The organism is Rhizobium sp. C104 (assembly GCF_022354505.1).
Lineage (GTDB): Bacteria > Pseudomonadota > Alphaproteobacteria > Rhizobiales > Rhizobiaceae > Rhizobium > Rhizobium redzepovicii.
In genome coordinates this window covers 162997-176974 of the sequence record NZ_CP092355.1, presented here as the reverse complement: position 1 = coordinate 176974, position 13978 = coordinate 162997, and the positions used below count along the sequence as shown (strand labels likewise).

General features: G+C 58.3%; 13 protein-coding genes. 7 read left to right on the top strand and 6 right to left on the bottom strand.

What is annotated here, in order from left to right; all coding sequences use genetic code 11:
* Window positions 1-7: 7 nt before the first annotated feature.
* From MF410_RS35415 to MF410_RS35400, 4 genes are all read left to right on the top strand, one after another.
* Window positions 8-1111 (top strand): alkene reductase, encoded by a 1104-nt coding sequence (locus tag MF410_RS35415; RefSeq protein ID WP_222149117.1) that lies wholly within the window; start codon window positions 8-10, stop codon window positions 1109-1111.
* A gap of 69 nt (window positions 1112-1180) precedes the next feature.
* The gene (locus tag MF410_RS35410) at window positions 1181-1678 is read left to right on the top strand and encodes a nuclear transport factor 2 family protein (protein WP_222149118.1); all 498 of its coding nucleotides are present in this window, start codon (window positions 1181-1183) and stop codon (window positions 1676-1678) included.
* 64 nt (window positions 1679-1742) lie between these two features.
* Window positions 1743-1886: a hypothetical protein gene (locus tag MF410_RS35405; protein WP_222149119.1), complete on the top strand. Its 144-nt coding sequence runs from the start codon at window positions 1743-1745 to the stop codon at window positions 1884-1886.
* A gap of 12 nt (window positions 1887-1898) precedes the next feature.
* Window positions 1899-2918: an alpha/beta hydrolase gene (locus tag MF410_RS35400; RefSeq protein ID WP_222149120.1), complete on the top strand. Its 1020-nt coding sequence runs from the start codon at window positions 1899-1901 to the stop codon at window positions 2916-2918.
* A gap of 170 nt (window positions 2919-3088) precedes the next feature.
* Here the strand turns inward: MF410_RS35400 and MF410_RS35395 are convergent, their stop codons facing one another.
* From MF410_RS35395 to MF410_RS35375, 5 genes are all read right to left on the bottom strand, one after another.
* Window positions 3089-3976, bottom strand: a complete 888-nt coding sequence (locus MF410_RS35395) for a branched-chain amino acid ABC transporter permease (protein WP_239621476.1) — start codon at window positions 3974-3976, stop codon at window positions 3089-3091.
* 8 nt (window positions 3977-3984) lie between these two features.
* Window positions 3985-4707: an ABC transporter ATP-binding protein gene (locus MF410_RS35390; RefSeq protein ID WP_222149121.1), complete on the bottom strand. Its 723-nt coding sequence runs from the start codon at window positions 4705-4707 to the stop codon at window positions 3985-3987.
* A 9-nt stretch (window positions 4708-4716) separates the two neighbouring features.
* A complete protein-coding gene (locus tag MF410_RS35385) occupies window positions 4717-5934 on the bottom strand; it encodes an ABC transporter substrate-binding protein (RefSeq protein WP_239621473.1) in 1218 nt (405 codons plus the stop codon).
* Window positions 5935-5985: 51 nt separating this feature from the next.
* Window positions 5986-7887, bottom strand: coding sequence for a branched-chain amino acid ABC transporter ATP-binding protein/permease (locus MF410_RS35380; RefSeq protein WP_222149123.1), 1902 nt, complete (start codon window positions 7885-7887; stop codon window positions 5986-5988).
* Window positions 7888-8163: 276 nt separating this feature from the next.
* Window positions 8164-8799 carry a TetR/AcrR family transcriptional regulator gene (locus MF410_RS35375; protein ID WP_222149124.1) on the bottom strand — a complete coding sequence of 212 codons (636 nt, stop codon included), beginning with the start codon at window positions 8797-8799 and terminating at the stop codon, window positions 8164-8166.
* Between the two features lie 270 nt (window positions 8800-9069).
* Between MF410_RS35375 and MF410_RS35370 the strand changes: the two genes are divergently transcribed.
* Both MF410_RS35370 and MF410_RS35365 read left to right on the top strand, forming a co-directional pair.
* Entirely contained in the window at window positions 9070-10125 is a 1056-nt protein-coding gene (locus MF410_RS35370; RefSeq protein ID WP_222149125.1) for an aldo/keto reductase, read from the top strand.
* Between the two features lie 754 nt (window positions 10126-10879).
* The gene (locus MF410_RS35365; RefSeq protein ID WP_222149126.1) at window positions 10880-11809 is read left to right on the top strand and encodes a sugar ABC transporter substrate-binding protein; all 930 of its coding nucleotides are present in this window, start codon (window positions 10880-10882) and stop codon (window positions 11807-11809) included.
* Here MF410_RS35365 and MF410_RS35360 read toward each other — a convergent pair.
* Window positions 11796-12185, bottom strand: coding sequence for a hypothetical protein (locus MF410_RS35360; protein ID WP_222149127.1), 390 nt, complete (start codon window positions 12183-12185; stop codon window positions 11796-11798). The two genes, MF410_RS35365 and MF410_RS35360, sit on opposite strands and share 14 nt — an antisense overlap.
* Window positions 12186-12929: 744 nt before the next feature.
* Here MF410_RS35360 and MF410_RS35355 point away from each other — a divergent pair.
* Window positions 12930-13970 carry an amino acid ABC transporter substrate-binding protein gene (locus MF410_RS35355; protein ID WP_222149157.1) on the top strand — a complete coding sequence of 347 codons (1041 nt, stop codon included), beginning with the start codon at window positions 12930-12932 and terminating at the stop codon, window positions 13968-13970.
* The last annotated feature ends 8 nt before the right edge of the window (window positions 13971-13978 follow it).

Below are 13978 nucleotides of genomic sequence, written 5' to 3'. Positions count from 1 at the left end.
TTAAAAAATGACGCTCAGCAGTTCTTTCAGCGATCTTTTTTCGCCAATACAAATCGGTGCGCTGAGGCTCGCAAACCGCATCGTCATGGCTCCGCTCACACGTAGTCGCATGGGGACAGATGGCGTGCCTAATGAAATGCACGCCCGCTACTACGCACAGCGCGCGAGCGCGGGCTTGATCATCAGCGAGGCGACCAACATCTCCGCGCAGGGGCGTGGCTATGCGTTGACGCCGGGCATCTGGACGGAGGAACAGGTAGCAGGCTGGAAAAACGTGACCGATGCGGTGCACGCAGCCGGTGGCCTGATCGTGTGCCAGCTGTGGCATGTGGGCCGTTTCTCGCATGTGGACCTGCAGCCGGACGGTGCAGCCCCGGTGGCACCCTCCGCGATTCGGGCAGAAGGGCAGACCTATACCGAAAAGGGGATGTTGGATGTCTCGATGCCGCGTGCATTGGAAACGTCCGAGATTTCCGGCATCATCCAGCAATACCGGCATGCTGCGGAATGCGCACAACGCGCCGGTTTCGATGGCGTGGAAGTGCATTCCGCCAATAGCTATTTGCTGGACCAGTTCCTGCGCGATTCGACCAACCAGCGTGACGACGAATACGGCGGCAATATCGAGAATCGCTGCCGGCTCACGTTGGAAGTCACTGCGGCGGTGGTCGAGGTCTGGGGTCACAACCGCGTCGGCATCCGACTTTCTCCCGTGACGCCGGACGCTGGCAACACGCCGCTGGACAGCCAAGTCATGCAGACATATGGCCATTTGATCGAGCAGTTGAACCGCTTCCATTTGGCGTATATGCACTTTGTCGAGGGTGCCACGGCCACCTCGCGCTCCGTGCCCGACGGCGTGGACCTCGACGCATTGCGCGCACGGTTCAAGGGCCCCTACATCGGCAACAACAACTACGACCTCAACCTCGCGGTGAATCGCCGCGCGGAGGGCAAGGTCGATGCCGTCGCCTTCGGCCGTCCATTCATTGCCAATCCCGATTTGGTCCGTCGCTTGAAAGAGGGTGCTGAACTGGCTGTGGCCCCCCGTGAAACCTATTACGGCAACGGTGCCAAGGGCTACACCGACTGGCCTGTGCTGGCGGGCTGAGCAGGTTGATCACCGAAACGGTATCGATGTGGAATCGAAGAGTCATGGCGACTCCTTAGGAGTGATCGAGTGAAGACGACTTTCATCAAGACTTTGATTATTGCGGCAGTCGCTGTTGGCATGTTCACAACCGCCCAAGCCGCAGACTCGCCAATCCGCCCAACAGCTAACCAAGGAAAAACCATGAGCAAACCAACATACGTGCAGGATTACCAAGCCATCTCCGAAGTGCTGAACAAGTACATCGAAGGCTGCAAGCAGGCCAAGAGCAGCATTATGAAGTCCGCTTTCCACCCCCAGGCAACGATGTACAGCGTTGGCCCGGATGGCAAGCTCACCGGCGGCGCGATTCCGATCCTGTTCGAGGGGGTCGACAAGGATTTCCGCCCGTCTCCCGACGCGACGGCCGCGATAACCCGCATCGAGATTGTCGGTACGGCGGCTGGCGCCCGCATCGACGCCAATGACATGTCGGGCATCTCGTTCACCGATTTCTTCCATCTGCTGAAGGTGGATGGCCAGTGGACGGTGGTCAGCAAGATTTTCCACACGCACGTGGCGCGTTAACCAGCCATCTGCACAACTCATCCGAGACCCAAGACTGAGTCGGCCTGCCGGTTGACCTAGTCCAGTGGGAATGGTGCCCTGGATCGTGGTGCGCGCCACCGTGCCGCGCATCAAACTCGGCTTTGTCCACATCGAGGACATCGGCACCGCCACACGCGCCCGCGTCGACACCGACGCCTCAGGCTTCTGCTTTACACTCACTCACTGAAAAGAAAATATCATGAAAACCCTCACCTCCGCGGTCGCCCTGTCCGCTCTGGCCCTGGCGGTTGGTAACGCTTCTGCAGCCGACCGGCCGGGCGTCGAACACAACATAGCAAAATTCTTGCAATCTCTTGAGGGCGGCAAGACGCTCGACACCATGACGCCTGTCGAGGCCCGCGCCGCGCTGGCGGGTGCCCAGGCTGCCCCCAATGTGGCCTTGCCGGCGGCTGACGTCAGCGAGAAGACCATCCGCGTCAATGGCAGCGACCTGAAGCTGACGATCGTTCGTCCAGCCGGCAGCAAACAGAAGACCTTGCCTGCGTTCATGTACTTCCACGGCGGCGGCTGGGTGCTGGGCGACTTCCCGACCCACGAACGGCTGGTGCGTGACCTGGTGACAGGCTCGGGTGCGGTGGCGGTCTTCGTCAACTACACCCTGTCGCCTGAGGCGGGATACGGCGTCGCCATCGAACAAGGCTATGCCGCCACGAAATGGGTGGCCGAGCATGGCAACGAGATCAAGGTTGACGGCAAGCGCCTCGCCGTAGCTGGAAACAGCGCAGGCGGCAACATGGCCGCCGTGGTTGCCTTGATGGCGAGCGAAAAGGGCGCGCCTGAACTGCGTTCGCAAGTGTTGCTGTGTCCGGTGACGGATGCAAACTTCGACACGCCATCGTACAAGGAGTTCGCCAACGGCTACTTCCTGACGAAGGACTTGATGGTGTGGTTCTGGGACCATTACACGACCGATGTCGAGGCACGCAAGCAGATCTACGCTTCGCCGCTGCAGGCGGCGACCGAGCAGCTCAAGGGCTTGCCGCCGACGCTGATCCAGACCGCCGAATTCGACGTCCTGCGCGATGAAGCCGAGGCTTATGCCCGCAAGCTCGACGCTGCGGGTGTGCATGTGAAGTCCGTGCGCTACAACGGCATGATTCACGATTTTGGGCTGTCGAACGCGTTCAGCCATCTGCCGGCACCCCGCAGCGCGATCGCGCAGGCATCGCAAGAACTGAAGACCAACCTGGGCGAATAAATCAAAGGCATGTAACCCGCAGCTCATGGCAAAGGCTCGAGAGTTCATGATAAAAAATACCGACGCGCTGGAGGAAGCGCGTCGGCGAGAGATGTATGAGCATAACCAGCCGCGTGCTTTCCGTTCTCCTATGATTGAAAAATACGCGCCAGAAAACACGCCTCCTATCCTCACTTTACAGGCATCGCTGCTGCAGGAAGGAGGCCACGAGGACGGAAAAGCAGGAACCCAATCAGGATCGAAAGGATGAGGGGATCCCGGAAAACCAGGTAATCAGACGGAAGGACGATTTGTAGCGCGACTTCCATGACTCCAAGGAAAAACCCTCCTGCTACCGCGCCCGTCAAACTGCCCATACCGCCGACGATCGTTGCGACGAATGCCTTTACCAGCGGCGTGAAGCCCATATCCGGGGTTACCGACCCGCGCATTGAAACCCACAGCAGGGCGGCGACGCCAGCGAGCAAGCCGGACAGCGCGAAGGCTATGGCGTAGACCGTGTTCACCTTGATGCCCATCAATCTCGCTACGTCGAAGTCCTGGGCCGATGCAACAAGCGATAGACCGAACCGCGTGCGGTTCAGGAAAAGGTTGAGGGCGATGGCCAGAAGCGCAACGGTGAAGATTGAGATCAACTGCGCAGCGCCGATGTAAACGCCGCCCACATTGAAAGCGCCCGTCAGGAAGCCGGGCATGTTAAGGGGCTTGGGCAGCGCGCCAAACGCGACCTGGAAAATCACCTGGAGAGCTCCGGATATAGCGAAGCTCGTGACCAGAAGCGTCATGGGGTTAGCCCCGCGCAACGGCCGAAACGCGATACGTTCCATTGCGACCGCGGCGACCATGCAAGCGATCAGCGAGAGGATTACCGCCAACGGAAACGGTATGCCCGCACCCAGCGAATAGAACAACGCATAGCCGAAGAGCGTGAGAAGCTCCCCGTGGGCGAAGTTGATGAAGCCAAAGATACTGAATACGATTGCCAGTCCAAGGGCGATCAGCGCGTAGACACCGCCGAGGCTTAGGGCGTTGATGAGATATTGAATGAAGATTTCCATGGTCGCACCTATGCCGCTTCGATCGGGTCGGCGACCCCGAGGTATGAGTGCCGGACGAGATCGCTTTTAAGGATGTCATCCGAATCCCCACTCGCCACGATACGTCCGCTCTCGAGCACGTATGCCCGGTCGGAGATCGAGAGGGATTGGAAGACGTTCTGCTCCACGAGCAAGATCGTGAATCCCTCGTCCCGCAATTCGCAGATAAGATCGAAGTTTTCGGCCACGATCTTCGGCGCGATTCCAAGAGAAGGTTCATCGAGAAGAAGGACCTTGGGAGAAGACATCAACGCTCTCGCGATGGCGAGCATCTGCTGCTCTCCACCCGAAAGGGTTCCCGCAAGTTGGTTGCGACGCTCATGAAGGATCGGGAACCGGGCGTACATCCGGTTCAGGACCTCTGGGTTGCGCCAGTCCTTGAGGACCATGCCGCCTAAAAGGAGGTTTTTCTCAACGCTCAATCTCGGAAAAACGCGCCTCCCTTCCGGAGAAAGGGTCATGCCCCGCCGAACAATCTGGGCAGCTCCCACTCCCGATATGTCTTCACCGGCCAAGGTGATCGTACCCGATTGCGGTACGATCAGCTTCATCAGTGCGGCAAGAGTGGATGTTTTGCCGGCACCGTTGGGACCCAGGAGAGATACGATCTCGCCCTGGCCCACTTCGAAGCTGATCCCCTTGACGGCTTCGATCGGTCCATATCGAACGACCAGATTTTCAACGCGGAGCATGACGTAACCTTACATAATCGGAGCAGGGATATCGGCAGCGTCGATCGTGGCGGCCTTCATGAAGACGCCCTTGCCGCTTTTGATCTCGAGGAACGAGATCGGCACCATGGGACGGCGCTCGAAGCCCGTGTAGGAGACCTTGCCGTTGGGAACGTCGAAGTCCTTGATCTTGTCCAGGGCGGCGCGGATCGATGCGGAATCCGTCGCGTCGGCGTTCTTGATCGCTTCGATAAGGACCAGTCCGGCGTCATAGCCCACGATCCAGGCCGAGTTATCCACCTGGTCAGGATGCGACTTGCCGAAGACGCTGGCGATTTCCTGGTATTTGCTGCCTTCGACCGGCATGCGGTTGGAGAGGACGATCGTATTCTCGACCAGATCGCCGAGAGCGTAGAACGACGGGAAGTCGATGCCGTCGGCACCCACGATGCGTGACTTGATCCCGGCCGCTCTCGCCTGGCGCAGGAAAGCCGGCAGGTCCGGTTCGAACGCTGCGGTCATGATTGCGTCGGGCTCCGCGGGGAGCGCCTTGATCTCGGCGATGATACCCCCGAAATCGGCTTGTTCGAAAGTGAAGTTTCCTTTGCCGACGACCTTGCCGCCGTACTGTTCGAACGTTTTGGCGAAGTATTCCGGGACGTATTCCGTGTATGTGTTATCCGACGACTTGAGAAGATAGGCGGTCTTGATGCCGAGGTCCTTTGCTGCGAAGACGCCCGTGGAGCCGCCACTGACGTTGTCACTGAAGTTGGCCAGATACATCCAGTCGCCGACTTTCGCGGGGACGTCGACCTGGGTGGATGTTCCAGCGAACATCAACACGCCTTTCTTCTGGCCGGACCGGCCCGCCGCGACGGAACTGGTTGCGTCACAGCTCGTGAAGAGCACGTCGACACCCTTTTCAAGCAGACCGTCGACCGACTTGATCGCCTCCACGGAGCTCGACGCGGTATCCGTTCCTTCGGTGACTTCGATCTTGTACTTGCCGCCAGCGCCGCCCTTGGCGTTCGCCTCGTCGAAGGCCATGCGAAGGCCGAGGGCATAACCGACGTCGTAAGCGGCAGCCCAGCCCGTGTGTGCCAACGAGAAGCCGACGCGCACTGTCTTGTCCGCGGCGAACGCAGGCGAAACGCCGGCAATGCCGACTGCGGCGACACCGCCGAGCATTGTGGCGAGGACGGTTCTGCGGCTGACGTGCGAAGCAATCCTGTGATCTGACCCAGTCATTTGAAACCCCTTTTTGGTTGTTCGTGATCCATTCGGCCTGCGGGAACTCCCTCAGGGCCTTTTCTTTCTCCTGGCGGCGCGTACCTCCTGGCTGCCAAGATATGCTTCGATCACATTCGGGTCGTTCTGGACCTTCTCGGCCGAACCCGAAGCGATCATCTCGCCCTTGTTGAGGACGTAGACCTCGTCGCAGAGGCGCATGATCAGATGCAAATCATGCTCCACGATAAGGATGCCGAGCGCGAATTTCTCGCGGATGGACAGAATTGCCTCGATCAGGCCGGCGGTCTCTTTCGGGTTCATTCCGGCCGCGGGCTCGTCGAGGAGAAGGAAACGCGGCTCCAGAGCCAGCGCGCGCGTGATCTCCAGTCTGCGTTGTGCACCGTAGGGCAGGGCGGAGGATTTCGTGTCGGCGAGCTTTGCCAGATCGAAGTGCTCGAGGAGGGACAAGGCGTAGCTTTCCACCCCCGTCGCTAGGTGGCCGCGCGCGAGCGCGGCCGATACCACGTTTTCCAGAACGGTCATTTCGCTGAAGAGGCGGATGTTCTGAAAGGTTCTGCCGAGGCCAGCACGGGCGATCCGGCTCGAGGGCCATCCGACTATTTCCTGCCCGTCCAGAATGACCTGTCCGCGGGTCGGCTGGTGGACACCGGTCAGATTGTTGATGAGCGTCGTCTTGCCCGCGCCATTCGGCCCGATGAGGCCAACGATCTTCCCCGTTTCGACCTTGATCGACACATCGTTCAGTGCGCGGACACCGCCGAAATCGATTCCGATGGCATTCGTTTCGAGCGTGGCAGCGGGTCTTTCCGAACGGCTTTCCACCGCAGGAAGGGACGCAACGTCGACGGTCGACTCGGACAGCCTGGGACGTTTGAACATGGAGAGGGACAGCTCTCGACTCCCCATGATTCCGGCCGGGGCTTTATACATCACAACGAGGATCATCAAGCTGAGCAGGATTTGGGTAAGGCCCCAAATCGGCGGAAAGCTGATACCGGCAATGCCGCCGCCGCTTTCGATGGGTTTAACGATCTCGACCAGGGCGGTGATGAGAAGGGTGCCGATAACCGCGCCGGATATTGACCGCTTGCCGCCGACGACCAGCATTGCGATAAGCTCGAATGTAAGCGTGAGGTAAAAGTCATGGGGCTGGAACGCGCCGATTACATGGGCGAACAGCGCGCCGCAGAGACCCAGCACCACGGCACTGAGTGCCCACGCTTCCAACAGTCTGCGATTCGGATTGATGGCGCTCGACGTCGCCGCCACCTCGTTGTCTTGAAAGGCGCGGAGCTGCAAACCCAACCGGGAAACCTTGTAGGCGAAGGCAACAGCGATCGTGGCAAACACGAAAATGTAAGCCGTAGGCAGATTGACGAGTTCGGGCACTCCATAGATGCCCTTCGTCCCGTTGGTGATGTTCGTTGCACCCTTGAGCACGAAATTGACGATCACCAGCAGCCCGAATGTCGAAACGATCGCCGATGTCTCCCGCAGTCGCGAGAGTGGCAACCCCGTCACAACACCGAAAACCAAGGAAATAACGGCTACGGTCAGAAGAGATTCACCTAGCCCCATATTTGAGTTGGCGAGGAACGCGGGAAGGTGCCGTAGTGAATCAGCCTTGATTTCCGGCGGTGTGGTGAGAAGGGCCGTTGTATATGCGCCGACCGCGAAGAAACCGACGTGGCCGACCGTCAGAATGCCCGAGTTTCCTGTGTAGATGTTCAACCCGACAACAGCCGCGACATTGATCAGCACGAGGATTACGAGGCGCTCGACCGACGGACCGATCAGGGCGAATGGCAGGGATACCAGAAGCAGGACGACGCACAGAAGAAGCGCAGATCCGGCGGCTTTGCGGAACCTGCGTTCACCCCACAAGCTAGCCTTAGGGGCGTCAAGGTTCGTTGACACGGCGGGGAGCCCGCCTGCCTTCACTTGTTGCATGCTAAATTCCCCTCTACCTTTTTCGGCGAGTTCTATTTTTCTGTAGTGGTTGCTATAGACGTTAATAGCGAGTGATACAGACCGTCAACCATTTTTTGATGGCTATTGCATTTTTAACAGACAATCTGACAATGATGCAATCTCGACGATCAGAATCCACGATCGTAAAGGAAACACGCGCGATGCGGGCATTTCGCACGACCGCTCCTCCTGGGCCCGACGCAAGGGAACATCGAGCACAGGCTGGGTAAAAAATGTTGAGGGGGTTCTAGCTGTTTAAGCGCTGTGTCGCTTTGGAGGGACGGGTGCCGGCGGAATTAGGGTCATAGCGACTGCGGCCACGCGCTCCAGCTCTTCATGAGATACACCGTCCCGGGCTTGGATCGACATACCGTGGAACATCGTGTTGAGGGTCGACGCCAGTGTGTCGACATCGGTCCCCTCGGAAAACTCGCCATCGGCGACGCCCCTTTTGAGGCGAACGAGGAAGCATTCCTTCCCTTCTTCGCGCAATGCTTTGAGCGCATCGTTGACGTCTTGCGAATCCTTGGAAACGTTGGCGGCTCCGAGGACGACCATACAGCCGCAAGGGGCGTCTTGGGACGTTAGAATGACGGCGGCGTCCCGAAAGAAGCCCGCCATTGCCTTTCGGACATCCGGTTCATCTTCCAGCCGTTCCCACGCGTCGTTCCAGTAGACGTTTTCATAGTGATTGACAGCTTCCATGAAAAGCTGGGCCTTGTTGCCAAAGGCTGCGTAAACGCTTGGTGGGTTGATTTCCATTGCCTCGCACAGTTCGGCAATCGATGCAGGCTCGTAGCCACGCTTCCAGAACACCCCGAGTGCCTTCTTCAGGACCGCCTCGCGGTCAAACGTCCTTGGCTTCCCTTTGCTCTGATGCTGGGGGATCATCGAATTCTCCGAATGCTCTCACGAACCGTGCTTTTAATAACGTACATAATCCATCTGTATCGATCTTTAAAGAGTTCCCGTTTGGTTGGATTTTATCGCTCGTGTGACCTTGCCCGCACCGAACATTTCCAATAAGTGTATCGATCGCTACAGTAGATTAGCAGTGAATCTGACAATCTGCAGGCGGCTGGATGGCGGCGTCCGCCTAAGCACGCTCGGCGTGGCGTTCGCCCATATCAATCAAGCTTGACTAACAGGGAGGTTTCGAGAGTGACCGGTAATTCAGAAGGCAAATATCCGACCCGGCAACTGGGAAAGTCAAAAGTCGCAGTAACGTCGGTAGGCTTCGGCACCGTGCCGTTGGCTGGGTTCAAGGCCAAGGCATCCTATGCGGATTTCGAGGCCGTCATCAAAGCCGCCTATGACGGTGGCGTGCGATATTTTGACTGCGCGCCAATGTATGGATTCGGTAAAGCCGAATATTACCTCGGCCATGCATTGCGGGAACTCGGCATTCGCAACGACGTGGTCGTCAGCACGAAGGTCGGACGCGTCATGAAGGCCGCCAGCAGGGTCAAGAAACTCGATACCGTCTACGGAATCGAGTGGGTCGATCCCCTACCTTTCCTGGACACTTACGACTACACCTACGACGGTATCATGCGGTCGTTCGAGGACAGCCAGGTCCGGTTGGCCCTGGACTATATCGACGTGCTCCTCGTTCACGATCTCGGCCGGGCGTGGCATGGCGATGAGGCTGATGTTTACTGGAAACAGATAAGGGAAAGCGGTTACAAGGCGCTCGATGAACTTCGCAACGGCGGTGCGGTATCCGCGCTCGGCCTCGGCGTTAACGAAACGGAGGCCGTGGTAACTGTGGCACGGGAGTTCAACATCGACTGCGCGCTCATTGCGGGTCGCTACACACTGTTGAACCAGGGTCCACTTGCTGGTGATTTCGCCGAGCTTCAGCAGCGCAACGTTTCGGTTATCGCGGGCGGTGTTTTCAATTCCGGCATTCTCGCGACGGGCGTCAAGGGCGCGGGGGCGACCTACGACTATGGTTCCGTGCCTGATGAGGTCGTGCGCAAAGTCAGAACCATCGAGGAAATCTGCGAGAAATATCGGGTGCCCTTGAGCTCCGTAGCAATCGAGTTCGTCTTGATGCACCCCGCCGTTGCGACGGTCGTGCTCGGCGCGCAGAACGTTGCAGAGGTCAAGCAAAACCTCGCGTCGTCGGGAACCGCTATCCCGGCTGAACTGTGGACGGATCTGAAGGCCGCCGGGATTATTCCCGAAAATGCGCCAATGCGCCAAGTGGCCTAAGGTGCTATTAACAGGTCCCGCACTTAGCCTCGCGGCGGAGTGTGGGATCGCGCCCTCGGAAGTATGCAGCGCCATATACGTATGGACTATCCCCATAAATCCTAGACTCTGCGACTCGTACAGTCAGTCCGTCCTTGACCTTCCGCATACTCGTCCATTGCGGCGCATGGACGCCGGCAGAAAACATTAGGGGCTTGCCGGCTGGCGTATGAATGGCTGTCGTCGGTGGACCGGGGAGGGTACGCGACGGCTTACCAAGCATTTGCCGCCGGTGGACTGTTAATCTTCCTGCCAATCGGGTTCGAATTCCTGAAAATGTCGGGGGACTGATGGGGTTCTCTCATTTAGGGCGACGATTCTTTCAAGAATGAGAGGGTCTACAAGCAACGATGAATGGACCGCAAAACGAAATAGATAGAAGCTTGCCGCGATCACGCGAAAGCTGACGGAGAGATTGGACAAATGGCGTGTGTCAGCTTTGCATCGTTGTGGTGTCTTCGGTGAAAGACGCTCGACATTGGCGCTGTTGAAGACTGCGGATTTAAATCATCAAATTCGGCACCAAAAAATTTGGGGTTCGCGCGAGACAACGTAGCGGCGAAGGAGGGGCTAGTCGTCAGCATCGAGATTGTCTTGATGTCTTATGGTGATGTTCGGCCTTTGTCTGGCGGCCCTGATAATTGTTTTTCGCCAGTGTGCTGGAAACCCGGCGTGAGGAGGGTGCAGCCGGGCACCGCTTTGTGGAGGAAGTAAAATGAAGAAGTTTATCCTGGGCACTGCGATGGCGCTCGTCATGTCGACGGCCGCTCACGCAGAAACCGTCGGCGTCTCGATGGCGAAATTCGACGACAATTTCCTGACGGTTCTGCGCAACGGCATGACCGATTATGCAAAGACACTCAGCGGTGTGACGCTGCAGGTCGAAGACGCACAGAACGACGTTTCCAAGCAGCAGAGCCAGATCCAGAATTTCATCGCCTCCAAGGTCGATGCGATCATCGTCAACCCTGTCGATACCGATGCGACCACGGCAATGTCGAAGCTCGCGGCCGATGCCGGCATTCCGCTGGTTTACGTCAACCGTCAGCCGGTCAACGTCGACACGCTGCCGGAGAAGCAGGCCTTCGTCGCTTCCAACGAACAGGAATCCGGCACGCTGGAAACCAAGGAAATCTGCCGCATTCTCGGCGGCAAGGGCAAGGCCGTCGTCATCATGGGCGAGCTCTCCAACCAGGCTGCGCGCATGCGGACCCAGGACGTTCATGACGTCATCAAGACGGATGAATGCAAGGGTCTGGAGATCGTCGAAGAGCAGACGGCGAACTGGGATCGTACCCAGGGCGCCGACCTGATGACCAACTGGCTCTCCAGCGGCATCGAATTCGACGCCGTGATCTCCAACAACGACGAAATGGCGATCGGCGCCATCCAGGCGCTGAAGGCAGCCGGCAAGGATATAAGCAAGGTTGTCGTCGGCGGCGTCGACGCCACCCAGGACGCGCTTGCCGCCATGCAGGCAGGTGATCTCGACGTCACGGTGTTCCAGGATGCCGCCGGCCAGGGCAAGGGCTCGCTTGATGCAGCGCTCAAGCTCGCCAAGGGCGAGAAGATCGACAAGAAGGTCTACATTCCCTTCCAGCTCGTGACGCCTGCCAACGTCAAGGACTTCGTCACCAAGAACTGAGGCGAACGCCAAGAGGATGCGGGCTTTGTCCGCATCCTTTTCTCGGGCGCTCGAAGTTCCACAAATCCTTCAATTCGATATGCAGTTCACGCGCGCCGTCCGGATTGAAGAGGTCATCAACATTCGATGCAAGGTTATGAGAGAAACCCGCACGCTGATACTTCTCGAAGGAAATTTGACGGTGGAAGCCGAAATTGTCGGCTTCTTCGATAAGCTGGCAATGTTTGCGATCCGCGATGCCCCTCGAACAAGCCAGGGAGGCGGTCGTCACGCCAGCGTCAACCGATGCCGAACTGCTATGGGCAATCACCCCGGCGTGCCAGAAGCGCATCCTAGATGCTTCGTCATAGAGGCGTTTCGAAAGCAGCGCTGACATAGCGCATCTGCGGACTCCCTTCACGATCTACGTTCCAGACGCGCTCGATGAGGCCGACCGGAGGTCGATCGCTGCTTTTGTTGGAGATGGGAAAGTCAGTTCCGACTACACGAGGTATATCTAGAGCCTTGGGAAAGAACTGGGACGGCGTAGAGCTTCCGCCGGGATCGATCACGCCACCTGGTGCGATTTCAACTTGGCGAGTGGCGACGGAAGCGTTGTTCCTGCCTGTCGCGGTCCTGTTCCTGGGGCTTTGATCGCTTGGGTGGTCGGAGCAGGATTCCGAGGCGCGCGACAACGGGCGATCTCGAGTTGCAAACCATTCATTACGAACCTCTGAAACTGTCCGCCGGAGACAGCATCCTCTTTGACGCGGACCAGTTACACGCCTATGTCGCCCCGGGGACGATGCAGAGATTTTGATGATGAATAGCGTCGCTGAAGTCGCTACGCCACCCCGAGCAGAGCCTGCGCAGCGACGCGATCGTCAGAACCCGCAAGAATCCCTCGAAGTTAAGCTTTCTCGCTTTTCGAAGCCGAGGAAGGATACGTTTATCGTTTTTCACTGCTGTGTCACATTGCGCCTTCGAGAGGCACGGGTCTTTGACGTTGGGTGTTCAAGCAGGCGGTGCCCTCTCCTTGACAGTCAGAAGTCGTACGTTTTTGGCGAGCCGAACGCACACCCGCGGTTCTCGCACAATCGTATGGACTGGACATCGAATAGAAAACCGGAGGGAACAGCAGATGAAGATTATCGGAAATACCGGACTACTGATCGGTGCGCTTGCGGCAATGCTGGGCGCGGTGCCAGCCAACGCCACAACGCTGGAGAGCGTCAAGCAGAAGGGCTTTGTCCAGTGCGGCGTAAGCCAGGGCAGCCCCGGTTTCTCGCTGCCGGATGCGCAGAACAACTGGACCGGAATGGACGTCGATTTTTGCCGCGCGGTGGCCGCCGCGGTATTCAACGATCCGAAAAAGGTCAAGTTCACACCTCTCTCCGCGAAAGAGCGCTTTACCGCCCTTCAGTCGGGCGAGGTCGACATACTTTCGCGCACCTCTACGTGGACGATGAGCCGCGATACGTCGATGGGCCTGTTGTTTGCGGGCGTGCTTTACTACGACGGGCAAGGCTTCATGGTGAAGAAGTCCCTTGGAATCGACTCGGCGTTGAAGCTTGACGGCGCGGCAGTTTGCGCTGGTACGGGTACGACCACCGAATTGAACGTCTCCGACTATTTTAATGCCAAAGGCCTGAAGTTCACGAGCGTTGCGATCGACGACTCCAACCAACTGCGCCAGGCGTACGAGGAGGGCCGTTGCGACGTGCTGACGAGCGACCAGTCCGTGCTGTACAGCGAGCGTCTTCAGCTCAAAGCGCCGGACGATCACGTTGTCCTTCCCGAAATCATTTCGAAGGAGCCGCTCGGTCCGGCGACCCGTCAGGGTGATGACCAATGGTTCAACATCGTAAAGTGGACCTACTTCGCCCTCCTGACCGCTGAAGAAGACGGCATCACAAGTTCGAACGTGGACGAGATGCTGAAGTCCACGAACCCGGAAATTCAGCGCTTGCTCGGCGTGAAAAACGCCGACGGCACCGCCGCAGGCTTCGGTGGCGGTATCGGCGTCGACGAAGACTGGGTTGTACACATCGTGAAGGGCGTCGGGAACTACGGGGAGATGTTTGACCGGAACCTGGGCGACAAGTCGGACCTCAAAATCGCACGTGGGAAGAACGCGCTCTGGAAGGACGGCGGGCTGCAGTACGCGCCGCCGATCCGGTAACCGCCAGT